The sequence below is a fragment of the Actinomycetes bacterium genome, from assembly GCA_035489715.1.
Classification (GTDB): domain Bacteria; phylum Actinomycetota; class Actinomycetes; order JACCUZ01; family JACCUZ01; genus DATHAP01.
The window spans coordinates 1-25,061 of sequence record DATHAP010000150.1 but is presented as its reverse complement, the minus strand read 5'-3'; the positions used below and the strand labels follow the sequence as shown (position 1 = coordinate 25,061).

Annotated in this window: 27 protein-coding genes; 19 read left to right on the top strand and 8 right to left on the bottom strand. The window is 73.1% G+C overall.

The features are described 5' to 3' along the window. Nucleotides 1-193 precede the first annotated feature (193 nt). From cysD to VK640_11995, 9 genes are read left to right on the top strand one after another with little or no spacing between them, the layout of a single operon-like run. A complete protein-coding gene (gene cysD, locus VK640_12035) occupies nt 194-1,120 on the top strand; it encodes a sulfate adenylyltransferase subunit CysD (protein HTE73913.1) in 927 nt (308 codons plus the stop codon). Between the two features lies 1 nt (nt 1,121). Then, the gene (gene cysC / locus VK640_12030; protein ID HTE73912.1) at nt 1,122-3,047 is read left to right on the top strand and encodes an adenylyl-sulfate kinase; all 1,926 of its coding nucleotides are present in this window, start codon (nt 1,122-1,124) and stop codon (nt 3,045-3,047) included. After that, entirely contained in the window at nt 3,044-3,772 is a 729-nt protein-coding gene (locus VK640_12025; protein ID HTE73911.1) for an alpha/beta fold hydrolase, read from the top strand. Before cysC ends, VK640_12025 begins: the two co-directional genes overlap by 4 nt. A 9-nt stretch (nt 3,773-3,781) precedes the next feature. Continuing rightward, nucleotides 3,782-4,585, top strand: a complete 804-nt coding sequence (locus VK640_12020) for a lysophospholipid acyltransferase family protein (protein ID HTE73910.1) — start codon at nt 3,782-3,784, stop codon at nt 4,583-4,585. Between the two features lie 40 nt (nt 4,586-4,625). Further along, a complete protein-coding gene (locus VK640_12015; protein HTE73909.1) occupies nt 4,626-5,054 on the top strand; it encodes an ATP-binding protein in 429 nt (142 codons plus the stop codon). Beyond that, entirely contained in the window at nt 5,044-5,535 is a 492-nt protein-coding gene (locus tag VK640_12010) for a hypothetical protein (GenBank protein HTE73908.1), read from the top strand. Before VK640_12015 ends, VK640_12010 begins: the two co-directional genes overlap by 11 nt. 50 nt (nt 5,536-5,585) lie before the next feature. Next, nucleotides 5,586-6,725, top strand: a complete 1,140-nt coding sequence (locus tag VK640_12005; protein HTE73907.1) for a SpoIIE family protein phosphatase — start codon at nt 5,586-5,588, stop codon at nt 6,723-6,725. Nucleotides 6,726-6,730: 5 nt separating this feature from the next. Beyond that, nucleotides 6,731-8,419, top strand: a complete 1,689-nt coding sequence (locus tag VK640_12000) for a CHASE3 domain-containing protein (protein HTE73906.1) — start codon at nt 6,731-6,733, stop codon at nt 8,417-8,419. Then, entirely contained in the window at nt 8,391-8,834 is a 444-nt protein-coding gene (locus VK640_11995) for a response regulator (protein ID HTE73905.1), read from the top strand. Before VK640_12000 ends, VK640_11995 begins: the two co-directional genes overlap by 29 nt. Here VK640_11995 and VK640_11990 read toward each other — a convergent pair. Beyond that, nucleotides 8,831-8,953: a hypothetical protein gene (locus VK640_11990; protein HTE73904.1), complete on the bottom strand. Its 123-nt coding sequence runs from the start codon at nt 8,951-8,953 to the stop codon at nt 8,831-8,833. The two genes, VK640_11995 and VK640_11990, sit on opposite strands and share 4 nt — an antisense overlap. A 160-nt stretch (nt 8,954-9,113) precedes the next feature. Between VK640_11990 and VK640_11985 the strand changes: the two genes are divergently transcribed. From VK640_11985 to VK640_11970, 4 genes are read left to right on the top strand one after another with little or no spacing between them, the layout of a single operon-like run. Further along, on the top strand, nt 9,114-10,568 hold the full coding sequence (locus tag VK640_11985; GenBank protein HTE73903.1) for an NAD-dependent malic enzyme: 1,455 nt from the start codon (nt 9,114-9,116) through the stop codon (nt 10,566-10,568). Next, complete coding sequence (locus tag VK640_11980) at nt 10,565-10,924, top strand: VanZ family protein (protein ID HTE73902.1); 360 nt, start codon at nt 10,565-10,567, stop codon at nt 10,922-10,924. Before VK640_11985 ends, VK640_11980 begins: the two co-directional genes overlap by 4 nt. Further along, a complete protein-coding gene (locus VK640_11975) occupies nt 10,921-11,532 on the top strand; it encodes a YqgE/AlgH family protein (GenBank protein HTE73901.1) in 612 nt (203 codons plus the stop codon). Before VK640_11980 ends, VK640_11975 begins: the two co-directional genes overlap by 4 nt. A 21-nt stretch (nt 11,533-11,553) precedes the next feature. Continuing rightward, nucleotides 11,554-11,829 (top strand): DUF3039 domain-containing protein, encoded by a 276-nt coding sequence (locus VK640_11970; GenBank protein ID HTE73900.1) that lies wholly within the window; start codon nt 11,554-11,556, stop codon nt 11,827-11,829. On the opposite strand, the gene VK640_11965 is transcribed toward VK640_11970, so the two are convergent. Together VK640_11965 and VK640_11960 are read right to left on the bottom strand one after the other, a co-directional pair. Then, on the bottom strand, nt 11,826-12,347 hold the full coding sequence (locus tag VK640_11965; GenBank protein HTE73899.1) for a VOC family protein: 522 nt from the start codon (nt 12,345-12,347) through the stop codon (nt 11,826-11,828). The genes VK640_11970 and VK640_11965 overlap by 4 nt on opposite strands. After that, complete coding sequence (locus tag VK640_11960) at nt 12,344-13,480, bottom strand: sulfite oxidase (GenBank protein ID HTE73898.1); 1,137 nt, start codon at nt 13,478-13,480, stop codon at nt 12,344-12,346. The genes VK640_11965 and VK640_11960 overlap by 4 nt, the downstream gene beginning before the upstream one ends. A gap of 52 nt (nt 13,481-13,532) precedes the next feature. Here VK640_11960 and VK640_11955 point away from each other — a divergent pair, with 52 nt between their 5' ends. Together VK640_11955 and VK640_11950 are read left to right on the top strand one after the other, a co-directional pair. Beyond that, a complete protein-coding gene (locus tag VK640_11955) occupies nt 13,533-14,984 on the top strand; it encodes an MFS transporter (GenBank protein ID HTE73897.1) in 1,452 nt (483 codons plus the stop codon). 78 nt (nt 14,985-15,062) lie between these two features. Continuing rightward, nucleotides 15,063-16,895 carry a DEAD/DEAH box helicase gene (locus tag VK640_11950; protein HTE73896.1) on the top strand — a complete coding sequence of 611 codons (1,833 nt, stop codon included), beginning with the start codon at nt 15,063-15,065 and terminating at the stop codon, nt 16,893-16,895. A 37-nt stretch (nt 16,896-16,932) separates the two neighbouring features. Here VK640_11950 and VK640_11945 read toward each other — a convergent pair whose 3' ends face one another. The 3 genes from VK640_11945 to VK640_11935 all read right to left on the bottom strand — a co-directional run bounded on the left by VK640_11945 (nt 16,933) and on the right by VK640_11935 (nt 19,280). Next, a complete protein-coding gene (locus VK640_11945) occupies nt 16,933-17,274 on the bottom strand; it encodes an STAS domain-containing protein (protein HTE73895.1) in 342 nt (113 codons plus the stop codon). Nucleotides 17,275-17,463: 189 nt separating this feature from the next. After that, nucleotides 17,464-18,726 (bottom strand): D-alanyl-D-alanine carboxypeptidase, encoded by a 1,263-nt coding sequence (locus tag VK640_11940; protein HTE73894.1) that lies wholly within the window; start codon nt 18,724-18,726, stop codon nt 17,464-17,466. A gap of 35 nt (nt 18,727-18,761) precedes the next feature. Further along, on the bottom strand, nt 18,762-19,280 hold the full coding sequence (locus tag VK640_11935) for an Lrp/AsnC family transcriptional regulator (protein ID HTE73893.1): 519 nt from the start codon (nt 19,278-19,280) through the stop codon (nt 18,762-18,764). A 104-nt stretch (nt 19,281-19,384) separates the two neighbouring features. Between VK640_11935 and hppD the strand changes: the two genes are divergently transcribed. The 3 genes from hppD (at nt 19,385) to VK640_11920 (ending at nt 21,595) form a co-directional block, all read left to right on the top strand. Next, nucleotides 19,385-20,596, top strand: coding sequence for a 4-hydroxyphenylpyruvate dioxygenase (gene hppD / locus VK640_11930; GenBank protein ID HTE73892.1), 1,212 nt, complete (start codon nt 19,385-19,387; stop codon nt 20,594-20,596). A gap of 77 nt (nt 20,597-20,673) precedes the next feature. Continuing rightward, nucleotides 20,674-20,976, top strand: coding sequence for a zf-TFIIB domain-containing protein (locus VK640_11925; protein ID HTE73891.1), 303 nt, complete (start codon nt 20,674-20,676; stop codon nt 20,974-20,976). Between the two features lie 43 nt (nt 20,977-21,019). Beyond that, nucleotides 21,020-21,595, top strand: a complete 576-nt coding sequence (locus VK640_11920) for a GNAT family protein (protein HTE73890.1) — start codon at nt 21,020-21,022, stop codon at nt 21,593-21,595. Here the strand turns inward: VK640_11920 and fahA are convergent. Continuing rightward, the gene (gene fahA / locus VK640_11915; protein HTE73889.1) at nt 21,579-22,790 is read right to left on the bottom strand and encodes a fumarylacetoacetase; all 1,212 of its coding nucleotides are present in this window, start codon (nt 22,788-22,790) and stop codon (nt 21,579-21,581) included. The genes VK640_11920 and fahA overlap by 17 nt on opposite strands. Further along, the gene (locus tag VK640_11910; protein ID HTE73888.1) at nt 22,787-23,623 is read right to left on the bottom strand and encodes a hypothetical protein; all 837 of its coding nucleotides are present in this window, start codon (nt 23,621-23,623) and stop codon (nt 22,787-22,789) included. The genes fahA and VK640_11910 overlap by 4 nt, the downstream gene beginning before the upstream one ends. A 55-nt stretch (nt 23,624-23,678) precedes the next feature. On the opposite strand from VK640_11910, the gene VK640_11905 reads away from it, so the two are divergent. Beyond that, on the top strand, nt 23,679-24,890 hold the full coding sequence (locus VK640_11905) for a homogentisate 1,2-dioxygenase (GenBank protein ID HTE73887.1): 1,212 nt from the start codon (nt 23,679-23,681) through the stop codon (nt 24,888-24,890). Nucleotides 24,891-25,061: the final 171 nt, after the last annotated feature.

Genomic DNA, 25,061 nt, shown 5'->3' with positions numbered 1-25,061 from the left:
CACCTGGACGTTAGACGGCAGCACCGACACCGGCAACGGCATTCCCGCTCCCCGGACGCATGCCGGCTGTCCGCTCACAGCGAACGCGGGCCCCGGGGACGCCGATTGGGTGGACGACACGTTCCCTGGGCACAATGGCGGCTGCCCCCCGTCGCGCCCGGCGCGGCCCCTGAGCCAGCGAGGTCAGTCCTTCATGTCCACAGCCGCTGAGACGGCCATCGCCCCCGACGCGGTCCTCGACGCCCTCGAGGCGGAGGCCATCCACGTCTTCCGCGAGGCCGCCGGTGCCTTCCGCCGGCCGGTGATGCTCTACAGCATCGGCAAGGACTCCTCGGTCCTGCTGCACCTGGCCGTGAAGGCCTTCGCACCCGGCAAGGTGCCCTTCCCCATGCTGCACATCGACACCACGTGGAAGTTCCGGGAGATGATCGAGTTCCGCGACCGGATGGCCCGGGAGAAGGGTGTGCAGCTGCTGGTCCACACCAACCAGGAGGGCGTCGCCGAGGGCGTGACGCCCTTCACCCACGGCACCCACGAGTACACCCGGATCATGAAGACCGTGGCGCTGCGCGAGGCCCTCGACGAGGGCGGATACGACGCAGCCTTCGGTGGTGCCCGGCGGGACGAGGAGCGGTCGCGGGCCAAGGAGCGGGTGTTCTCGCTTCGCGAGCCGGGCCACCGCTGGGAGCCCCGCAAGCAGCGACCCGAGTTCTGGCGGACGGCCAACACCCAGCTCGCCGAGGGTCAGACGATGCGGGTGTTCCCGATGTCCAACTGGACCGAGCTCGACGTGTGGCGCTACATCCAGCGGGAGAACATCGAGGTCGTCCCGCTCTACTTCTCGGAGGAGCGTCCGGTCGTCGAGCGCGACGGCCAGCTGATCATGGTCGACGACGACCGCTACCCGCTCGAGGACGGCGAGCAGCCGCAGCAGCGCAAGGTCCGCTTCCGCACCCTCGGCTGCTACCCGCTGACCGCCGCGGTGGAGTCCGACGCCGCCGACCTCGACGACCTGCTGGCCGAGATGCTCGTCGACCGCCGCTCGGAGCGCTCCGGGCGGCTGATCGACGGCGAGGGCGGCGGATCGATGGAGAGCAAGAAGACCGAGGGGTACTTCTGAGATGACGACCACCACCACCCCGACCGGTGTGGCTCCCCGGCGCACGGCCGACGAGGACAGGGCTCTGGCCGAGCACCCGATCGTCCGGGTCGTCGCGTGCGGCTCGGTCGACGACGGCAAGTCGACCCTGATCGGCCGTCTCCTCGCCGAGACCGAGAGCGTGCCGGACGACATCCTCGACTACGCGCGCAACACCCGCCGGAGCGGCTCCACCATCCCCAAGGGCGAGGTGGACTTCTCGATGCTCACCGACGGCCTCGAGGCCGAGCACGAGCAGGGCATCACCATCGACGTCGCCTACCGGCACCTCTACCTGCCGTCCGGCCGGCGCGCGATCATCGCCGACGCCCCCGGGCACGAGCAGTACACACGCAACATGGCCGTGGCGGCGTCGACGGCCGACATCGCGATCCTGCTCGTCGACGCGACGCGCGGCATCAGGCCGCAGACCCACCGGCACCTGACCGTCTGCGCGCTCATGGGTGTGCGGACCGTCATCGTCGCGATCAACAAGCTCGACGCGGTCGGCTTCGAGCACGTGGCGTTCGAGGAGCTGGCCGGCGGCGTTCGGTCGGCGGCCGCCCGGTTCGACCTCGAGGAGGTGGACGTCATCCCGGTGAGCGCGCTCACCGGCGACAACGTCATCGACAGGTCGACGCAGATGCCGTGGTACCACGGCCCGACTGTCCTCGAGGCGCTCACCTCGTGGCAGCCGGCGGCGTCCGAGGACACCAACGTGGTGCCGTTCCGCCTGCCGGTGCAGTACGTCGTGCGGGCCGACGACTTCCGCGGCTACGCGGGCACCGTCGTCGGCGGGACCGTCAGGCCCGGCGACAAGGTCGTCGTCAACGCCAAGGGCGGGTCGACGATCGTCGAGCGCGTGCTGGTGGGCGGCGAGGAAGTCGACGAGGCCCACGCAGGGACCGCCGTGGTCGTCACCGTCGAGACCGAGACCGACGTGACCCGTGGCGACCTGCTTGTCGCACCGGCCGAGGGGCTGGCGGCCGACCACTACCCGCGCCCCGCCTCGGCCTTCGCGGCCGACCTGGTGTGGACCGGCGAGGAGGAGCTGCGCCACGGCCGTTCCTACCTGCTGCTCGCGGGCGGGCTCGCGGTGCCGGCGGTCGTCACCGCCATCCGTGGCCGGCGCGACGTGGTGTCCGGCGAGGAGATGGCCGGCCGCACGCTGAAGATGAACGACATCGGCCATGTCGAGATCGCCACCGACACCGCGGTGCCGCTCGACCCCTACGCCGTCTCGCGCGACACCGGCGGCTTCCTGCTCGTGGAGCGGGTGAGCCGCGACACGGTCGCGGCCGGGCTGGTCCGCCACTCGCTGCGGCGCGCCCACAACGTCACCCCGCACGCCTTCACCGTCGACCAGGACGCAAGGGCCCTGCTCAAGGGCCAGCGCCCCCGGGTGCTCTGGCTGACCGGTGTGCCGGGCGCCGGCAAGTCGACGATCGCCGACGCACTCGAGCGCAAGCTGCACGGCATGGGCCTGCACACCTACGTCCTCGACGGCGACGGCGTGCGCACCGGCCTCAACAAGGACCTCGGCTTCACCCCCGAGGACCGCGCCGAGAACGTCCGGCGGGTCGCCGAGACGGCAAAGCTGATGGTGGACGCCGGACTCATCGTCATCGTGTCTCTGGTCTCGCCCTTCCGCGGTGACCGGCGGGCGGCCAAGGGGCTGTTCCAGGAGGGCGACTTCCTCGAGGTCTGGGTGGACACCCCGTCCGACGTGGTCGTCGAGCGCGACCCGAAGGGCCTCTACGCCAAGGCCAAGGCCGGCACCCTGCCCAACATGACCGGCGTCGGGCAGGGCTACGAGCCGCCGGAGAAGCCGGACCTCGTGGTCCAGGGGTCCGGCGAGCTGGACGACGCCGTCAACCAGCTCCTCGACGCGCTGGAGGTCACCCACTGAGCGGAGCCGCCGGTGAGCGCCGGCTGGTTGACCTCGGCGAGGTCACGCTCTCCGTCCGGACCTGGGGGGACCCGGCAGGCCGCCCCGTCGTCCTGCTGCACTGCCTCGCCGGCGACGCCGACGACTGGGCGGTCGTGGCCGAGGCGCTGGCGGCCGAGGGGCGGTGGGTGGTCGCCCCGGACCTGCGCGGCCACGGCGCTTCAGGGCGTACGACGGGCTACTCGCTCGCGCTGATGCGCGACGACGTGCTGGCCCTCGCCGACGCCCTCGGCCTGGAGCGGTTGGACCTGGTCGGCCACTCCATGGGCGGCAGCGTGGCCGTCCTCGTCGCGGAGGCCGCGCCGGACCGGCTGACCCGGCTGGTCCTCGAGGACACCGCCCCGGCGACCGGCGCCCGCGAGTTCCCGGTCCCGCCGCCCGAGGCGCCCGAGGAGGTGCCGTTCGACTGGGCGATGCTCGAGGCGGTGATCGCCGAGCTCAACGACCCGGACCCGCGGGCCTGGGCCGATCTGCCGCGCATCACGTCACCGGTCCTGGTGGTGGGTGGCGGCCCGACCAGCGCCAACGACCAGGGCGAGCTGGCCGAGCTCGCCGAGCTGGTGCGGGACGGCCGGCTGGTGACCGTCGACGTCGGGCACCATGTGCACACGACGGCGCCGGGGGAGTACCTGTCGCACGTACGACCGTTCCTCTCCCCTCTCGCCGACGACATCGCCGACAGGTAGGTTCCCGCCGTGGCCGAGCTGGTCTACCCGCCAGTCATCACCCTCGCGCGGGCGGTCTTCGCCCTGCAGGGGCTGCGGTTCGACCTGCGCGGCACCGAGCACGTCCCGCGCACGGGTGGCGCGGTGATGGCCATCAACCACGTCGGCTATCTGGACTTCACCTACGCCGGTATGGCCGCCCACCCGGCGCGGCGGTTGGTGCGGTTCATGGCCAAGCAGGAGGTCTTCGAGCACCGGGTGAGCGGGCCGCTGATGCGCGGCATGCACCACATCCCGGTCGATCGTGAGGCGGGTGCCGGCTCCTACCGTCGGGCCGTCGACGCGCTGCGCGGCGGCGAGATCGTCGGGGTCTTCCCCGAGGCCACGATCAGCCGCTCCTTCGAGCTGAAGGAGTTCAAGGCCGGCGCGGTGCGGATGGCTGCGGAGGCGGGCGTCCCGGTGCTGCCGACGGTGATCTGGGGATCGCAGCGGGTGTGGACCAAGGGCCGGTCGAAGCGGCTCGGCCGCACCCGGGTGCCGATCACGGTGATGGTCGACCCTCGGGTGCCCGTCGACCCCGGCGCCGACCCGGTGGCGGTCACGGCAGACCTGCGGGCCCTGATGGAGCGGATGCTGCACGAGGCGCAGGAGACCTATCCGGACCGACCCGCCCGCGGCGAGGACGACTGGTGGCTGCCTTCTCGGCTCGGCGGGTCGGCCCCGACGCCGGACGAGGCGGCGCAGCTCGACCGCGACGAGCGGCGAGCCCGCATCGCGCAGGCGAAGGAGGCGCGCGACCGGGCCGCAGACCGGCGGCGCGGCGACACCGCCTGACGACCGGGCCGCAAGACCCCGGCGCGATACCCTCGGGCGCGTGAGCGCGCTCGAGCTGCCGCCATCGACGGACAGCGTCCCGGTGGCCCGCCGGTTCGCGCGTCGGGCGGCCGGCAGCTCCGCGGCCGACATCGACACGGTCGTGCTCCTGGTGTCGGAGGTCGTGACCAACGCGGTGCTGCACGCGCGCAGCGACATCAGGCTGGACGTCCAGGCCGGCGCCGACACGGTGCGGGTCGAGGTCCACGACGCCTCCCCCGTCGAACCGCGGGTCCACCACTTCCGGCTCACTTCCGGCACCGGCCGCGGACTTCGGATGCTCGAGCAGCTGGCCCGCCGCTGGGGGGTCGAGCCCGACCCCGCTCGCGGCGGCAAGGTCGTCTGGTTCGAGGTCGGCCGGCCGGACGAGCAGGCGTGGTCCTTCCTCGCCGACGACCTGCTCGCGGAGGGTGTGCCGCGTGACCTCTGAGTTCAGCGGTGCGGGGACGTCCGACCTGGCCCAGTCCGAGCTGCACGGAGTGTGGCTCCGGCGCTACCCCCTGCGGCTCGGGGTCAGGGCCAGCGAGCACTACGAGTCGGTCTACCGCGAGCTCGCGCTGCTCGCCTCCTCGGAGCAGGGGTCGCCGGTGCCGGGGACGCTGCTCGAGCTGCTCGAGGAGATGGACCGCCGGTCCGCGCGCAACAACGCCAGCGAGCAGGTGCGAGACGAGGCCCTGGCCCGCGGTGAGGACAGCCTGGACATCGAGCTTCATGTGCCGCCCGACGTCGTCGAGGTCGCCCAGCGGGTCGAGCAGCTGCTCGAAGAGGCCGACGCCTTCTGCCGTGATGGCACCCTCCTCACCCTCGAGCCGTCCTCGGACGTCGTCGCCTTCCGGCGCTGGTACATCGGGGAGCTCGCCCGCCAGGTCGCCGGCGAGGCCCCCGAGTCGTGGCCCGGGGAGCTGCGCTGAGCGCCCAGGCCGTCGACCGCACTGACGACACCCACTTGCCCTCGACGGCCGTGCGCGTCCTCCTCGTGGAGGATGACGAGGGCGACGCGTTCCTGGTCCGCGAGCTGCTGCTGGACGCCGGCTCCGAGGTGACGCTGAGCCGGGCCCGCACGCTCGCCGAGGCGAGGCTGGCGCTGCCCGCCGAGGTCGACTGCGTGCTGCTCGACCTGGGGCTGCCCGACGCCGACGGTCTCGACGCGCTGCGCGCGGTGCTCGAGGTGGCGCCGTCGATCGCCGTCCTGGTGCTCACCGGCCTCGCCGACGAGCACCGGGGCACCGAGGCGGTGGCCGCCGGCGCCCAGGACTACCTGGTCAAGGGCGCCATCGACGGCCAGCTGCTGACCCGGGCGATCCGCTACGCGGTCGAGCGCAAGCGGGCCGACGAGTCCGTGCGTCGGCTCTACGCCTCGGAGGTCCGGGCGGCCGAGAACGCCCGGCTCGAGCGGGGCCTGCTGCCGCAGCCGCTGGTGCGCGACCCGGGCGTCGAGGTGCACCGGCTCTACCGGCCCGGTCGGCACCAGTCCCTGCTGGGCGGAGACTTCTACGACGTCGTCGAGTGCGCGGACGGCGCGGTCTTCGCTCTGATCGGCGACGTCGCCGGGCACGGCCCCGACGAGGCGGCGATAGGCGTGTGCCTCCGCATCGCCTGGCGCACCCTCGTCCTCTCGGGTGCGGACGCCGACACGATCTTCGCGTCGATGCACGACGTGCTCGTCAGCGAGCGGGACTCCGACGAGGTGTTCGCGACGGTGGCGATGGTGCGGGTCGATGCCGACCGCACGCGGGCGCGATTCTGGCTCGCCGGGCACCCGGTGCCGCTGCTCATCGAGGACGGAGCGGCCCGCCGCGGGCCCGACGAGGACTCCGGGCTGGCGCTCGGGGTGCTCGAGGGGGCGGTCTGGGACAGCGCCGAGTCGCCGGTGAGCCGGGGTCACACGCTGCTGCTCTACACCGACGGCATGATCGAGGGCTTCAGCGGTCGGGCACCCGGACAGCGCCTGGGCGAGGACGGCATGATCGAGCTCGTCCGCCGTCTCCTGCAGGACGGGCTGGCCGGTGACGAGCTGGCCGACGCGCTGCTGCGCGAGGTCCAGGAGCGCAACGGCGGCGACCTGACCGACGACGTCGCCCTGCTGCTGCTGCGGTGGTGAGCCGGATGGCCGTCGGTGGCCTGCGCCGCAGGCTCGCGCTGCTCTTCGCCATGGCCGGGGTCGTCACCGCACTGCTGGCGGCGCTGATCGTCGGAGCGCTCGTGCAGCTGGAGCGGGCCACCACCGACCGGGTCGAGGTCTACGGCCCCGCGCTGCTCTCGACGGAGACGCTCTTCCGCGCCTACAGCGACCAGCAGACCGGCCTGCGCGGCTTTTTGCTCGCCGGCGGGCGTGAGGAGTTCCTCGAGCCGTACCAGACCGGCCGGAGCACTGAGCGGGACGCGCTCGCCGACACCGCGCGGCTGCTGGAGGGTGACCCGGGGCTGCTGGCGCAGCTGGCAGCGGTCCAGGCGGCCGCCCGGGAGTGGCACCGCCAGGTGGCCATGCCGGCCATCCGAGCGGCCCGGTCGGAAGGCGGCGTCTCCCGCGAGGTCATCGTCGACGCCGAGCAGGGCAAGGAGCGCTTCGACGCGATCCGGGAGGAGCTCACCGCCCTGCAGGAGCCGGTGCTCGCCCGGCGCGACGCGGCGAACGACGACCTGAACGACGCGCAGCGCCAGCTGCAGGTCGTGCTCACCGCCGCGCTGGTCGGCCTGCTGCTCATCGCGGCCGGGACCTGGCAGGCGTTGCGTCGCTGGGTGACCGACCCGCTGGCCCGGCTCGGTGCCGCCGCCGACCGGGTCGAGGCCGGGGAGCTGTCCCGCGCGATCGAGGTCGAGGGCGCTCCTGCTGAGATCGCCGCCCTGGCCGCACAGGTGGAGGGCATGCGGATCCGGATCCTGCAGGAGTTCGCGCTGGCCGAGCAGTCACGGCAGGAGGCGCTGCAGGCGCGGGAGCTGGTCGAGGCGCAGGCCGAGGACCTGCGCCGGTCCAACGCCGAGCTCGAGCAGTTCGCCTACGTCGCGTCCCACGACCTGCAGGAGCCGCTGCGCAAGGTGGCAAGCTTCTGCCAGCTCATCGAGCGACGCTACAAAGGTCAGCTCGACGAGCGCGGCGAGCAGTACATCGAGTTCGCGGTGGACGGCGCCAAGCGGATGCAGCAGCTCATCAACGACCTGCTCGCCTTCTCGCGGGTCGGTCGCTCGGGCGCCGACCTGGAGCCGGTGGACCTGGAGGACGTGCTCGCCCAGGCGCTGCGCCAGCTGTCGGCGCTGATCGAGGACTCGGAGGCAGAGGTCACCCACGACCCGCTGCCGACGGTCCGTGGTGACGCCAGCCTGCTCGTGCAGCTCCTGCAGAACCTCGTCGGCAACGGCCTGAAGTTCCGCTCCGAGCAGGCCCCCCGGGTGCACATCGGCGTGCGCCGGATGGCTGGTGCCCCGGGCGAGATGCCTGACGAACCGATGTGGGAGTTCACGTGCAGCGACAACGGGATCGGCATCGACCCGCAGTACGAGGACAAGATCTTCGTGATCTTCCAGCGCCTGCACGGCCGCGACTCCTACGGTGGCACGGGCATCGGCCTGGCGATGTGCAAGAAGATCGTGGAGCACCACGGCGGCCGGCTCTGGCTGGACCCCGAGCGGCCGGGCTCGCACGGCACCGGCGCCACCTTCCGGTGGACGCTGCCGGTGGCGGCGGAGGACTCGGCGGACAGAGAGCCGGCGCCGACCAGCACGACCGACGACACGACAGTCACCGAGGACGAGACGGAGAGGACGGCGGATGACGCTGCAGCCCGAGCGACAGGTTGAGATCCTGCTCGTGGAGGACGACCCCGGAGACGTCCTGATGACCCGCGAGGCGTTCGCCGACTACAAGCTCCGCAACCAGCTGCACGTCGTCAGCGACGGCGCGGAGGCGATGGCGTTCCTGCGCCAGGAGGGCGAGTACGCCGACCGGCCTCGGCCCGACCTGGTGCTCCTGGACCTCAACCTGCCCCGGATGGACGGGCGGCAGGTGCTCGAGTCGATCAAGTCGGACCCGGAGCTGTCGTCGATCCCGGTGGTGGTTCTCACGACCTCGGAGGCCGAGGACGACGTGATGCGCAGCTACTCGCTGCACGCGAACGCCTACGTCACGAAGCCGGTCGACTTCGAGCGCTTCATCGAGGTCGTCCGGCAGATCGACGACTTCTTCGTGACGGTGGTGCGGCTGCCGAGACGCTAGGTGACCGGTCGCTCCGACTGGGTCTCCTCACCGTCGTCGACGGTCCACCGCTCGAGGCGCTCCATCCCCAGCAGGACGGCGAGCAGGGCGAGGGGCAGGAGCAGGACTGCGAACATCATGACTGTGACCACCTTCCGCCGCTTGACGTTGCCGCGGGGAGGCCGGCGAAACCCCGTGCGGTGATCAGTATCGGTCCCGGGGACCCCGGTCTTGACGACGGCGCGCGGAGCGGGTGACGCGAGTCACCGCGTTCCGGGCGCTTCTGACACGATCTGGCCCATGGCGACCCAGCCCAGCATCTCCTACTCGATCACGGTCCGGCTCGAGGTGCCGGCGCGCGGCAACGCGGTCAGCCAGCTGACCCACGCGGTCGAGGAGGCCGGCGGCGTCGTGACAGCGCTGGACGTCACCGGATCCGGCACCGAGTCGCTGCGCATCGACGTCACCTGCGCAGCAAGCGACACCGACCATGCCCAGCGGCTGACCGACGCGCTGGCGTCGGTCGACGGCGTCACCATCGGCAAGGTCTCCGACCGGACCTTCCTCGTCCACCTCGGAGGCAAGATCGAGATCCAGCCGAAGGTGCCGATCCGCAACCGCGACGACCTGTCCATGATCTACACGCCGGGGGTGGCACGGGTCTGCCTCGCGCTGGCGGACAATCCCGACGACGCCCGGCGGCTGACCATCAAGCGCAACACGGTGGCCGTCGTGACCGACGGCTCGGCGGTGCTCGGTCTCGGCAACATCGGCGCGATCCCGGCCCTGCCGGTAATGGAAGGCAAGGCAGCGCTGTTCAAGCGGTTCGCCGGCATCGACGCCTTCCCGATCTGCCTCGACACCCAGGACGTCGACGAGATCGTGCGCGCCGTCGAGATGATCGCCCCGGTCTTCGCCGGCATCAACCTGGAGGACATCTCTGCTCCGCGCTGCTTCGAGGTGGAGGAGCGGCTGCGGGCCAGCCTGGACATCCCGGTGTTCCACGACGACCAGCACGGCACCGCCATCGTCGTGCTCGCCGCGCTGCTCAACGCGCTCAAGGTCGTCGGCAAGGCGCTGCCCGACGTGCGCATCGTCATGTCCGGGGCCGGGGCGGCGGGCATGGCAATCCTCACCGTGCTCCTCGAGGCAGGGGCGCAGCACGTGGTGGTGGCAGACAAGGACGGCGTCATCCACGCCGACCGTGCGGACCTCTCCCCCGAGCTGGTCCCCGTCGCCCACCGCACCAACGCGGACGGCGTCCGGGGGGCCTTGCGCGACGCGCTCGTCGGAGCTGACGTCTTCATCGGCGTCTCGGCGCCGAACCTCCTGACCGGCGACGACGTGGCCACCATGGCCGAGGGCAGCATCGTGTTCGCGATGGCCAACCCGGTCCCGGAGGTCGACCCGCTGGCGGCCGCCGAGCACGCCAGCGTGGTGGCCACCGGGCGAAGCGACTTTCCCAACCAGATCAACAACGTGCTGGCCTTCCCCGGCGTCTTCCGCGGCCTGCTCGACGCCCAGAGCCACTCCATCACGGTGGAGATGCTGCTGGCGGCGGCGCGAGCCCTGGCGGCGGTGGTCACCGACGACGAGCTCAACGCGAGCTACATCGTGCCCAGCGTCTTCCATCCCGACGTGTCGTCGACGGTGGCCGCGGCCGTGAGCCAGGCGGTGCGGGCGACCGGCTCGAGCGTCCTCGGCGACGACGAGCTGGCGCTCGCACCGGCCGAGGAGGGGTTCGCGGCCCGGTGACGTCCCGGGGGCTGGACCGCGCGCTGCTCGCGGTCACGGTCGCGGTGCAGCTCGCCGTCCTCTACTGGCCGCGCGCCGCCGGCAACGGCCTGCCGTACGTCGACAAGCTCGTCCATGCGGCGGTCTTCGGGGCGGTGGCCTGGGCAGGCTGCCGGGCCGGCGTCCCCCACCGGGTGCTGGTGCCGCTGCTGGTGGCGCAGGCCGTGGTCAGCGAGGTGGTGCAGGCCCGGCTGCTGTCCGGCCGCAGCGGCGAGCCGGCCGACGTCGCCGCCGACCTGGCAGGGACCGCGCTCGGGCTGCTGATCGCCCACCGGTCGGGCACGCGGCGCGGACTCCGGGCATCATGGCGCACATGAGCGCGCACGACCCCGGGCTGCCCTCCGGCGTGCACCCGGAGCTGGCCGGCCGGCTGCTGGTGGCGACGCCCGAGCTGGGCGAGGGGCCGTTCGAACGCAGCGTGGTGCTGGTCCTCGACCACGACGAGAACGGCGCGCTGGGCGTCGTCATCAACCGGCCCACCGAGGTGGACGTCTCAGAGGTCCTGCCGTCGTGGCAGCCGCTGGCCAGCGCGCCCGGTGTGCTCTTCCAGGGCGGGCCGGTCGCCCTCGACTCGGCCCTGGGGCTGGCGCTCGTGCCCTCGGGCTCCGACGACGACGAGGAGCCGCTGGGGTGGCGCCGGGTCGTCGGCCGCCTCGGCCTGGTCGACCTGGACACGCCCCCCGAGCTGCTGGCGGCCGAGCTCACCGACCTGCGGATCTTCGCGGGCTACGCCGGGTGGGCCGGCGGCCAGCTCGAGGACGAGCTGCACGAGGGTGCTTGGTACGTCGTGCCGGCCAGCGCCGACGGCGCCTTCGCCGACGCCTTCACCACCGACCCGGACCGGCTCTGGCGCGAGGTGCTGCGCCGGCAGGGCGGCGACCTGGCCATGGTGTCCACCTACCTCGCCGACCCGTCGCTGAACTGAGCGCTGCCTAGACTGGGCGGCATGACGCAGTCAGCCCCGGGGCTCGAGGTCATCGAGCAGACGACTCCCCAGACCTCCAACGACGACGGCGATCACGAGCGGTTCGCGCACTACGTCAAGAAGGAGAAGATCCTCGAGTCGGCGCTGTCCGGCGACCCGGTCGTGGCGCTGTGCGGCAAGGTCTGGGTCCCGGGCCGCGACCCGGGCCGCTTCCCGGTCTGCCCGACCTGCAAGGAGATCCTCGGCCAGCTGCCCCCAGGTGACGACGGCGACCACGGCGCCGACAGCAACGGCTAGAGCACCCTGCTGCCGTACATCTCGCCGAGCGGGTCGGCGAGCAGCTCGAGCCGGGTCCCGTCGGGGTCCCGGAAGTAGATCGAGACCTTGCTCTCGAGCTGGTACTCGACGCCGGCCTCGTCGAGCCTGGCCCGCAGGTGCTCCCACCGCTCGGGCGTGACCGAGATCGCGATGTGGTGAAGCCCGCCGAGCACCTCGGCGTACGGGCCGACGCCGAGCCCCGGGAAGTCGAAGAACGCGAGCAGGTTGCCGTTGCCGATGTCGAAGAAGAAGTGGTTGGAGCCCGGGTAGTCGCGGTTCTCGAAGATGTCGGTCAAGGGGAACTCGAGCACGTCCTGGTAGAAGCGCACGGTCCGCTCGACGTCGGAGCACACAACCGCGAAGTGGTGCAGGCCGCGGGCGGACGACGCCGGTCGCTCGCCGTCCGGCCGGAGGTACGTCGCGCGGATCCGGTCGCGCTCCTTCTCGATGGCGGCGAGCTCGCTGTCGGTGGGGACGGTGTCGGACGGGCCGGTCATGACTCGCCTCGGTCGTCGGCCGGGACCACCAGGACCTCGAGCGCCTGCGGAGCCGAGTTGGCGAAGCCCCCTCTGTTCCAGGCCGGCTCGGCGGGCTGCGTACGGCCGGTCGCGTCGGTGGCCCGCGCCGACACGACGTGCATCCCCTCCTCCGCCGTCCACGGGCAGGTCCACGAGCGCCAGGCCCGCGGGTCCGGCTGCGGGCCGAGCTCGGCGCCGACCCAGGTGGCGCCGCCGTCGACGCTGACCTCGACGGACACCACCTCGCCCCAGCCGGACCAGGCCCGGCCGGTCAGCACCTGCGGGCCGGGACGCGCCACCCGGCGGCGCGACAGGAAGTCCGGGAAGCCGGGCGGCTGCACCAGTGCACGAGGGGCCATCCGGGTCAGCCGCTCGCCTGCCTCCTCCGGGGTCTGCCGCAGCGAGTAGGCCCGCATCTGGTAGCCGTCGAACCGGTGGTCCACGACCTCGACCGAGCGGAGCCACTTCACGGAGGCCATGCCGTACCAGCCGGGCACGAGCAGGCGCAGCGGGTAGCCGTGCTGCGGCGGCAGGTCGACGCCGTTGCACGCCCACACCAGCAGCACTTCTGGGTCCGTCGCGTGCTCGACCGAGAGCGAGCGCTGGTAGTCCTGCTCGACGCCCTTCTCGATGCCGTGGTCGGCGCCGGTGAAGACCACGTCGACGGCACCCCCGAGCGGTGCCGCGTCGGCGAGCACACCGGCCAGGGGAGTGCCGGTCCAGGTCATCGTGCCGACCGCCTCGTGCAGCCACGGCTGGCTGACCGGTCGGGGACTCAGCCAGGCCCGGCCGTTGCCGGCGCACTCCATCGTCACGGTGCGCGACACCGCGGGCCGGGCCCGCAGGTCGGCGAGGAACAGGGAGAGCGGCGACCGCACGAGCCCCCCGACCTCAAGGGTCCAGGTCGCCGCGTCCGCCAGCGGGATGTCGTAGTGGGTGAGCAGGTAGTGCGCCCCGAGTGGGGTGACGTCGTGCGCCAGGAGCTCCAGCGGCATCCCGTGGTTGCGGGCGGCCAGTCCGGCCTCGTCCAGCCCGATGCCCTCTCCCTCGTCGGCCACCCGGCCGGGCCGGCTGAGCTCGGTGAGGGCGCTGGGCGTCTCGGTGGTGGTCACGGTCAAGGTGTAGCCGGAACGGGCCGGGCCGGGCAAGGCATGATCGGTGGCCGTGACCTCCGAGCCCCCCGCCGCCGCGCCGGCGGCAGGTGACGCCACGGAGCTGCGGCTGTTCGCGCCGGAGCACCGGGCGATGGTGGTGGGCGTCGTCGGCGTGGTCGTGGCGGTGGCCTTCGAGGCGATCGCGGTCGCCACGGCGATGCCGGTCGCCGCGCGCGAGCTGGACGGCCTGCGCGTCTACGGGCTGGCCTTCTCGGTCTTCCTCACCACCAGCCTGCTCGGGATGGTCGTCGCCGGCGACGTGTCCGACCGGCGCGGGCCGGTGCGGCCGTTCGCCGCGGCGGCAGTGACCTTCGCGGCGGGCCTGCTGCTGGCCGGGCTCGCGACCGAGATGTGGGTCCTCGTGCTGGCCCGGGCGGTCCAGGGCTTCGGGGCCGGCCTCAACATCGTCGCGCTCTACGTGATCGTCGCGCGGGGCTTCCCGGCGGCGCTGCGGCCGAGGGTCTTCTCGGCGATCTCGAGCGGGTGGATCCTGCCGTCGCTGGTGGGTCCGCCGATCGCCGGCCTGCTCGCCGACCACGTGTCCTGGCGCTGGGTGTTCCTCGGCGTGCTTCCCCTGCTCGCCGGCGCGGCGCTGCTGGTCGGCCCGCACCTGCGGGGGATGGACGGGCCGGTGGCCGCGGAGGACGGGCAGCCGGCGCCGGACCCCGCGGCGCGGCGCAGCCGGGTGCCGGCGGCGGCCGTCGCGGCGCTCGGCGCGGGCCTCCTCCAGTACGGCGGGCAGCTGCTGACCGACCACGCCCGGCCGGCCGCCGGGCTGGTCGTCGTCGGGCTGGCGCTGCTCGCGGTGAGCGTGCCGCGCCTGCTGCCCCCCGGGTCGTTCCGTCTCGCCCGCGGGCTGCCGACCGTGGTGGTGCTGCGCGGGGTGATGGCCGGCGCCTTCTTCGGCGCCGAGACCTTCATCCCGCTGATGCTGATCGAGGAGCGGTCGGTGGCCACGACGCTGGCCGGCCTGTCGCTGACCGGCGCCGCCCTGACCTGGTCGTTCGGCGCGTGGCTGCAGGGCCGGCCGACCCTGCGCACCCCGCGGTGGGTGCTGCTCACCGTCGGCTTCCTCCTCGTGCTCGTCGCGATCGGGCTGGTGGCGCTGACCGCCACCGGCCGGGTGCCGCCCGCGACCGCCGCCCTCGGCTGGACGGTCGCCGGTCTGGGCATGGGGCTCGGGCTGACCTCGCTCAGCGTCCTGGTGCTCGAGCTGTCCGAGCCGCGTGAGCAGGGCGCCAACGCCGCGTCGCTGCAGGTGAGCGACGGGCTCGGGTCCATCGTGCTCATCGGTGCCGCAGGTGCGATCTTCGCGGCGTACGCCGGGGGCGCCACCGACCTGACCGGCGCGGGAGACGTGGGTGCGACGCCGTACCTCTTGATCGACCTGGTCATGGCGGTGGTCTGCGTGGCGGGCGCGCTGGCGGCGCACCGGGTGGTGCCTGCGGCCGACACGCGATAGCACGACCGGACCTGATCTCGGAGCTTCCCCCCACCGTCCGCATGTCGTCGGACCGACCTGGCTAGCCTCGCCGGACCGATGAGTACCAGCGCCGCCTCCCACCTGTCCCCGGCCTTCCCGATGCGTGCCCCCTGGGGCACCGCCAGCGCCCTGCGCGCCTGGCAGGAGGAGGCCGTGTCCGCCTACCTGGCACGGTCCGGGCCGGCGGCCCGCGACTTCCTCGCCGTGGCCACGCCCGGCGCCGGCAAGACGACCTTCGCGCTCCGGGTCGCCAGCGAGCTGCTCGAGCGCGGGGTCGTCCACGCGGTCACCGTGGTCGCCCCCACCGAGCACCTCAAGCACCAGTGGGCCGACGCGGCGAGCCGGGTGGGCATCGCCCTCGACCCGCAGTTCCGCAACGCCCACGGGGCGGTCGGCCGCGACTACACCGGGGTGGCCGTGACCTATGCCCAGGTGGCGGCGCACCCGGTGCTGCACCGTCGCCGGACCGAGGTGCGGTCGACCCTGGTGATCCTCGACGAGGTGCACCACGGCGGCGACGCGCTGTCGTGGGGCGACGCGGTGCGCGAGGCCTTCGACCCCGCGACCCGTCGGCTGGCGCTGACCGGCACGCCGTTCCGATCCGACACCAGCGCGATCCCGTTCGTGACGTACGCCGTCGGGCCCGACGGGGTGCGCCGCTCGGCCGCCGACTACTCCTACGGGTACGGGCGCGCCCTCGCCGACGGGGTCGTCCGGCCGGTCATCTTCCTGTCCTACAGCGGGCAGATGCGCTGGCGCACCCGGGCCGGCGACGAGGTCAGCGCGGTCCTGGGCGAGCCGCTCACCCGGGACGCGACGGCGCAGGCGTGGCGGACCGCGCTGGACCCGCAGGGCAACTGGATCCCGCAGGTGCTCGCGGCTGCCGACCGGCGGCTGACCGAGGTCCGCCACGGCGTACCGGACGCAGGCGGCCTGGTCGTCGCCACCGACCAGGCCTCGGCCCGCGCCTACGCCGCGCAGCTGCGGGCGATCACCGGCCAGGCGCCCACCGTGGTGCTCTCCGACGAGGCCGGCGCGAGCGCCCGGATCGAGGAGTTCGCCGACTCGGACGCCCGGTGGATGGTCGCCGTGCGGATGGTCTCCGAGGGCGTCGACGTGCCCCGGCTGTCCGTCGGCGTCTACGCCACCTCCACGGCGACCCCGCTCTACTTCGCCCAGGCGGTCGGGCGCTTCGTGCGGGCCCGGCGGCGTGGCGAGACCGCGTCGGTGTTCCTGCCGTCGGTGCCGCTGCTGCTGCAGCACGCGGCCGAGATGGAGGCCGAGCGCGACCACGCCCTGGACCGGTCACCGTCCGACACCGACGAGCACGGCCTCTTCGCCCAGGAGGAGGCGCTGGTGGCGGCCGCCAACCGGACCGGCACCGAGCCGGGTGCGGACGACGCGGCGTTCGAGGCGCTCGAGGCGGAGGCGCACTTCGACCGGGTGCTCTTCGACGGCGGCGAGTTCGGCCCGGCCGACGGCTTCGCGGCGGTGGGCTCGCAGGACGAGGCCGACTACCTGGGGCTGCCCGGACTGCTCGAGCCGGACCAGGTGGCGACCCTGCTGCGAGCCCGGGCCAGCGAGCAGGCCGGCCGGACGTCCCGCCGCCGGCCCGCCGGGGGCCGGGGGGCCGGCACGGCCGACCCGGTCGATCCGGCCGACCCGGTCCACCCGGCGCGGGCGGCGGCGACGCACCGGGTGGTCGCGGCGCTGCGCAAGGAGCTCAACGGGCTGGTCGGCGCCTGGCACCATCGGACCGGCCTCCCGCACGGGGCGGTGCACACCGAGCTGCGCCAGGCCTGCGGCGGCCCGCCCGCCGCGCAGGCCAGTGCCGAGCAGCTGCAGGCGCGGATCGACCTGATCCGCTCCTGGGCGCTGCGCCGCCGCTGACCCGGTCAGTTGGCCGCCCGTAGACCACTCCAGGTGGTCAGGCCCGGGAGGTCGGTGCCTCGTCGACGGTCTCGTGGATGGTGAAGGTCTGGTCCAGCCCGGTGACCGACAGGATCTTGCGCACCGACCGCGACGCGCCGGCGATCGCGAAGGACCCGCCGGCCAGGTCGGCGCGGCGCTGGATGGACAGCAGGACCTTGAGCCCGGTCGAGTCCATGAAGGTCACGTCGGTCAGGTCGAGCAGCACGTGGGGCGACACGTCACGCAAGGCGTCCAGGGCGTGGTCGCCGAGCTGCGAGGCGGTCTCGAGGTCGACCTCTCCGCTCACGGAGACGATGGCCAGGTCGTCGACCTGGCGAGTGGACAGCACGAGATCCATGCACGGTCCTTCGGCAAGGGGACTGGAGGACGGCCGGGTCTGGACCGTCCTACACGGCTGGGCGTCATCCTAGGCCGGAAACGGGACAGGTCGGGCGCATCGGGTCCGGACGGTTCCGGGTGGGCTGCGGCCGTCACGGACCGCAGCCGGTCAGCAGCAGCCGGTCAGCAGCAGCCGGTCAGCAGCAGGTCACCAGCAGCCGGTGACCGTGGTGGCCAGCCGGTCGACCGCCCGCCGGGTGGCCAGCGTGGATCGGGCGTGGTTGAGCAGGAAGGAGAACACCTTGAGCCGGCCGTCCGCGCCCCGGGCATAGCCGCTCAGTGCGACGACGCCGCGCAGGGACCCGGTCTTGGCCTGGATCAGCCCGGCCGCGCAGCTGGTCGGGGCGGTGACGTAGCGGAGGTAGTCGGGGGCTAGCGTGCCGCTGACGCCGGCCACCGCGAGCGAGCCCTGCTGGAGCGGGGCCAGGGCGGGGTGGGTCGGGTCGAAGGCGGTACGGAGCACCGCCACCAGGTCGTGCGGGCTCAGGTGGTCGGCGCGGGAGAGGCCGCTGCCGTCGTAGACCGATCCGGCGGGCAGCGTGATGCCGAGCCGCACCAGGCCGGCGACCTGTGCCGCCGCCGCGCCCGGCCAGGTCGGCCGGTAGCCGGTCTGCAGGGCGACCAGCCGGTGCAGGCCCTCGGCGACGTCGTTGTCGCTGGTGCGCAGCATGTCGGCGACGGTGGCGGCCAGGTCGTCGCCGGTCACCACGCCGATGGTCGCCGCGCCGACCGGTGCCGTGACCCGGGACACCGACCGGCGGACGTCGAGGCCCTTGCGCTCGAGGACGTCGGCGAACATCCGCCCGGCGTCGAGGCTGGTGTCCCACCGGCGGTGCTGGTCGACGACGAGCGCCCGCACGGGGGAGACCTCGGAGATGAGGTACTCGGACCGCCAGCCGCGCGCCGGCCGCGGCTTGGGGAACAGCGAGTCGTCGACGTCGACCCGGACCCACCCGGTGCCGGCAGCGGTGGCCGCCGCCACGGTCTGGGTGGCCAGCCGGCGCAGGTCGGCCCGGGACAGCGAGGGGTCGCCGCTGCCGACGAGGACGACCCGGTGGCTGGTGGCGCCGGCCACCACCGTGGTCCGGAACCGGTGGTCAGGCCCGAAGGCCTCCAGCGCGTTGACCGCGGTGAGCAGCTTGACGTTGCTCGCCGCGAGCTGGCGCTCGGCGCGGTGGGAGGACCAGATCGTCCGGCCGGTCCCGAGGTCGGTCACCAGCCCGGCCAGGTCCGGTCCGAGCCGGCTGTCCCCCGACCGGGTCGTGAGCCGGTCGTGGGTCCGCTGGTCGGTGGGGGACAAGGGGGCGCTCGCGGCTGCGGCCCCGGCCGTGGGCAGCAGCGCACCGGCCGCACCCACCACACCGACGACGACGGCGCTCGCGAGCAGCCGGAGGGCGGGGGCGCGGGGCACCGTCGGATGGTGCCGTGCCCCGGGGCGACAGCCCATCACGTTGACGACGTCTTTGCCCGTGTCGCGTCGGCGACGAGAGGCAGCAGCCGCCAAGGGATCTGGGTGTCCAGCGCGATGACCGTCGACGCCCGGACGACGCCGTCGGAGGCGAGCACCCGGTCGATGACCCGTTGCAGGTCGGCGTTGGACCGCGCCACGACCCGGGCCAGGACGTCGCCGGGGCCGGTGATCGTGTGCGCCTCGAGGACCTCCGGGACGGCCGCCAGGTGCTCGGCGACGGTGTCGTGCGCCGCCCGGCCGCCCGTTGGCTGCCGCTCGTCGGACGGGTGCTGCCGGATCTCGAGGGTGACGAAGGCGGTCACGGCGTAGCCCAGCGCCGCCGGGTCGACCTCCGGTCCCCAGCCGCGGACGACGCCGTCCCGGGACATCCGGTCAAGACGGGCCTGCACGGTGCCACGCGCAACGCCGAGCCGCCGCGAGCACTCGAGGACGCCGACCCGCGGCTCGGTGGTGAAGAGCTCGACGATCCGGGCGTCGAGCTCGTCGATGGGCACGGTGCGCAGCCTAGCCGGTGCGGTGGGCCTGATTCTGGGCAGGATGTCCAGTCCCTCGGCGATATCTTGCGCAACCTGTCGGCCGACCGGTTGCATCAGGCCCCATGACGACCTCTGCCATCCCCGCCCTGACCGACGCCGAGAAGGCCGCGGAGCTCTCGCCGGAGCAGCTGAAGCAGCTCGTCGGGCTGGTGGAGTACGACGCGACCAGCGACCCGTTCCCGGTGACCGGCTGGGACGCGATCGTCCTCGCCGTCGGCAACGCGACCCAGGCCGCGCACTACTACCAGTCGGCCTACGGCATGGACCTGGTGGCGTACTCCGGCCCGGAGACGGGCAACCGCGACCACAAGGCGTTCGTCCTCAAGAGCGGGTCCTGCCGCTTCGTCGTCAAGGGCGGTGTCGACCTGGCCAGCCCGCTGCTCGACCATCACCGCGCGCACGGCGACGGCGTCGTCGACATCGCTCTCGAGGTGCCCGACGTCGACAAGTGCGTCGACCATGCCCGGGCGTCCGGCGCCCGGGTCATCGAGGAGCCGCACGACATCAGCGACGAGCACGGCACCGTCCGCATGGCCTCGATCGCGGCGTACGGCGACACCCGGCACTCGCTCGTCGACCGTTCGGGCTACGACGGCGTCTACCTGCCAGGCTACGTCGAGCGGGCCTCGGGCTACACCAAGCGCGAGGGCTCGCCGAAGCGGCTGTTCCAGGCCCTGGACCACGTCGTGGGAAACGTGGAGCTCGGCCACATGGACGAGTGGGTCGGCTTCTACAACAAGGTCATGGGTTTCGTGAACATGGCGGAGTTCATCGGCGACGACATCGCCACCGACTACTCGGCGTTGATGTCGAAGGTCGTCGCCAACGGCAACCACCGGGTGAAGTTCCCGCTCAACGAGCCGGCGGTCGCGAAGAAGAAGTCGCAGATCGACGAGTTCCTCGAGTTCTACCGCGGCCCTGGCGCGCAGCACCTGGCCCTGGCCACCAACGACATCGTGCGCACGGTCGACCAGATGCGCGCCGAGGGCGTGGAGTTCCTGTCGACGCCGGACTCCTACTACGAGGACCCGCAGCTCCGCGCGCGCATCGGCGAGGTGCGGGTGCCGATCGAGGAGCTGCAGCGGCGGGGCATCCTGGTCGACCGCGACGAGGACGGCTACCTGCTGCAGATCTTCACCCGGCCGATCGGCGACCGGCCGACGGTGTTCTTCGAGCTCATCGAGCGGCACGGCTCCCTGGGCTTCGGCAAAGGCAACTTCAAGGCGCTGTTCGAGGCGATCGAGCGGGAGCAGGAGAGGCGCGGCAACCTCTGAGCCGTGCGGCAACCTCTGGGCCGTGCGGCAACCTCTGATCCGGGAACTCCCGGCGGCCGGGCCTCGTCGGGACAGGCATGGACCTGACCTGCCCGAAGTGCCAGGCGCCGATGCGCAGCTACGAGCGCAGCGGCGTGACCGTCGACCAGTGCACCGAGTGCCGCGGCATCTTCCTCGACCGCGGCGAGCTGGAGCGGCTGGTCGACGCCGACACTCGGTTCCAGGCGGGCGGCCCGGTCGCACCCGCCGCGGCGCCCGCGCCTCAGGCGCCGGCCTACCAGCAGCAGCAGTACGCCCGGCAGCAGTCCTACGGCCACCAGGGCTACGGGCAGAAGCCGCACAAGAAGCGCAAGAGCTTCTTCGAGGAGCTCTTCGACTGAAACGCGGAGGCACTCCGCCACGACTCGCTGCCAGGATGCCGGCGTGCTGGACACACCTGTCGACCTCGAGACCCGGCTGCCCGGCCGGGTCACTTTGTCGCTGCTGACCGCCGCGGACGCCGAAGCCTTCGCCGCCCACGTCAGCGCCGACCTCGACCGGCTGCGCACCCACCTGCCGTGGCCCGACGTGACCAGGACGCCGGACGGCGCAGCCGGGTGGCTGGGGGCGTACGAACGGCAGGAGGACGGTCGGGTCGGCGTCGCCGGGATGTGGCACGAGCGGCAGCTCATCGGTGGGGCGCTGCTGTTCCACCACGACCCCGCCGCAGCGAACGTCGAGCTCGGCTGCTGGGTGGTCGCCGCCGGCGAGGGCGCCGGAGTGGTGTCGGCCGCGTGCCGCTGGCAGCTCGGCCACGCCCGCGCCGACCTGGGGGCCGAGCGGGTCGAGTGGCACGCCGGGACCACCAACGAGCGATCGCGCCGGCTCGCCGAGCGGCTGGGCTTCGTCCACGAAGGCACCCTGCGCTCGAACTACCCGCTGCGCGGCGACCGGCTGGACACTGACGTGCTGTCGCTGGTCGGTGCCGAGCTCGACCCCTTCGTCAGGGACCGGGGATGACGGTGCCGGTCACGGCACCGAAGCCGATGCGGGTGCCGTCAGGACCCGGCGCCCACGCCGAGATCGCCACGGTGTCGCCGTCCTCGAGGAAGGTCCGGGTCGAGCCGTCGTCCAGCGCGACCTGCTCCTGGCCGTTCCAGGACAGCTCGAGGAACGAGCCGCGCTGGTCGCGCTCCGGGCCGGACACGGTGCCGGAGGCGTAGAGGTCGCCGGTGCGCAGGGCAGCGCCGTTGACGGTCAGGTGCGCGAGCTGCTGGTCGGGCGTCCAGTACATCTGCGAGAACGGCGGGCGCGCGACGACGGTGCCGTTCCACGACACCTCGAGGCGCAGGTCGAGCGCCCAGTCCGAGTGCCGCTCCAGGTAGGGCAGCACCGCCGGGTTCTGCTCCGGGCCGGGCAGCCGCGCGTCGCCGAGGGCGTCCAGCGGCACGACCCACGGCGACACCGAGGTGGCGAACGACTTGCCCAGGAAGGGCCCCAGCGGGACGTACTCCCACGCCTGCAGGTCGCGCGCGCTCCAGTCGTTGACGAGGCACACGCCGAAGATGTGCTGCCGGAAGTCGCGGGTCGGGACCGCGCGGCCGAGGGGCGACGGGACGCCGACCACGAAGCCGACCTCGGCCTCGATGTCAAGCCGCCGCGACGGCCCGTAGGTGGGTGCGGCGTCGTCCGGTGCCTTGCGCTGCCCGCTCGGGCGTACGACGTCGGTGCCGGAGACGACGACCGTGCCGGCCCGCCCGTGGTAACCGATAGGCAGGTGCTTCCAGTTGGGGGTCAGGGCCTCGCCGTCGGGCCGGAAGATGCGGCCGACATTCTCGGCGTGGTGCTGCGAGGAGTAGAAGTCGACGTAGTCGGCGACGTCGAACGGGAGGTGCATGGTGACCTCGGACTGCGGCACGAGGTGGCTCTCGACCAGGTCGCGGTAGCCCTCGTGGGTCACCAGCTCGACCAGCCAGGACCGCACGGCCGACCACGACGGGCGGCCCATCGCGAGGAAGGGGTTGAGCGACGGCGCCTCGAAGACGTGGCCGCCGTCGAGCCCCTCGGCTGCGGCCAGCGGCGCCAGGTCCATCACGTCGTCGCCGAGAGCGACCCCGACTCGCGGGAACTCGCCGTCGTGCGAGAAGACGCCGTAGGGCAAGTTGGTCGCGGGGAATGCGGTGCCCTCGGGCAGGTCGGCCCAGGTGGTCGTCATGAGGCCTCCGCGAGCAGCCCGAGCCCGGCCAGCTCGTCGAGGGGGTCGTGCACCCCGCAGCAGCCGAACGACCGGAATGTCGCCCGTACGTCGCCGCAGGTGCTCTCGTCCCACTCCGCGACGAACTCCACCAGGGCCGGTGCGGCGCGCTGGGCCAGCACGGCCGCGACGTCCTCGACGGCGCCGCCGCCCTGCGCGACCCGGGTGGCGACCAGGACGTTGAGGACGCCGTGGTGCTCGAAGCCGGAGGCCGCCTCGGTCCCGCGCACGGCGTGGTGCAGCCCGGCGGTCAGCTTGACCGGCACCCTCTGGGCGACGGCGGCTACGAGGAAGGCGGCCAACTCGGTCTCGGCCGGGAACGCGTCGGCCGTGGTGCCTCCGGTGCGGTACTTGGCGACGGTCCAGCCCTCGGGCCCGACGAGGGTCAGCGCCTCGTCGAAGCCGGTGCGCGGCACCTCGAGGGCGCCGGTGACGCCGGGAAGCCGGGTCAGGTTGCGTCCGACGGTGGCCGCGTCGGCGCCGAGGCGGGCTGCCGACGCCTCGACGCCGACCAGCTGCAGGGTCTCGTCGGCGGCACAGGCCTGCAGCGACGAGTGTGCCTCGTCGCCGGAGACGTCGAAGACCACGGCGAGGCGGATGCTCTGGTCGGCCGGCAGGTGGGCGCGCAGCTCGGTCACCCGCGACGCCGGGCACAGGAAGGGGCCGACCAGGTCGGACCGGCCGGTCGGACGTACGGCCGCGTGCTCCTTCAGCGCCTGGTCCATCGGGGCGTTGCCGGGCGGGAAGAGGGCCGCGTCGTCGACGAGCGCGGCGAACAGTGTGCGAGGCACCACCCGATGGACCCTACTGGGCTGCCCGAGGCGGCCGTCCGCGTGGCAGGGTGGCCCCATGCCTTACTACCGCCAGGTGGGCGAGATCCCTCGTAAGCGCCACACCCAGTTCCGCCAGTCCGACGGCAGCCTCTACGCCGAGGAGCTGATGGGCGTCGAGGGGTTCTCGTCGGACGCCTCGCTGCTCTACCACCGCCACCTCCCGACGGCGATCGTGTCGAGCGAGGCTTACGACGCCCCGGTCTTCCACCGGCAGCCCAACCACCCGCTCAAGCCGCGCCACTTCAAGACCCACAAGCTCGACGGGGCGGCAGCGGCCAAGGACGCGGTGCTCGGCCGCCAGCACCTGATGGCCAACGCCGACGTACGCCTCTCCTACGCGGTCGCGACCGAGCCGTCGCCGCTCTACCGCAACGCGGTCGGCGACGAGTGCGTCTACGTCGAGAGCGGCGAGGCGGTCGTCGAGACGGTGTTCGGCGCGCTGACCGTGCGCAGTGGGGACTACGTCGTCCTGCCGACGTCGACCACGCACCGGTGGGTCCCGCAGGGTGAGCTGCGGCTGCTGGTGACCGAGGCGTCCGGGCACATCCGGCCGCCGAAGCGCTACCTGTCGAGCAAGGGCCAGTTCCTCGAGCACGCGCCCTACTGCGAGCGGGACATCCGCGGCCCGGGCGAGCCCTTCAGCGCGGGCGGCGAGGACGTCGAGGTGCTGGTGCAGCACCGCGGGCCCGGCACGGCGAGCGCCTGGACGCGCTACGTCTACGCGCACCACCCGTTCGACGTCGTCGGGTGGGACGGCTGCCTCTACCCGCACGTCTTCTCGATCCACGACTTCGAGCCGATCACCGGCCGGCTGCACCAGCCGCCGCCGGTGCACCAGACGTTCGAGGGCCCGAACTTCGTGATCTGCTCGTTCGTCCCACGACTGTTCGACTACCACCCCGAGGGCATCCCGGCGCCGTACAACCACGCCAACGTCGACTCCGACGAGATGATCTTCTACACCGGCGGCGACTTCATGTCGCGCAAGGGCGCCGGCATCGAGCAGGGCTCGATCTCTCTGCACCCGTCGGGCTTCACCCACGGCCCGCAGCCCGGGTCGGTCGAGGCCTCGATCGGCAAGGCGGCGACCGACGAGCTCGCCGTCATGGTCGACACGTTCCGCCCGCTCGACCTGCTCGAGCCGGCGCTGGCGTGCGAGGACACCTCTTACGCGTGGACCTGGGCCGGGCGCACCATCGACCCCGGAGCCGACTCGACGACCGGCTGACGCGTGGGTGCGGCGTGCGCCTACAGGCCGCGGCGGGTGCCGCTGCGACGGCGCAGAGCCGGCACGACGAGGAAGACGACGACGGCGATCACGGCGACGATGAGCAGGATCTTCAGCACCAGGGCTCCAGGGTCTCGGCCGGCCCGCGGGGTGCGTCCGGCACAGGTGTGG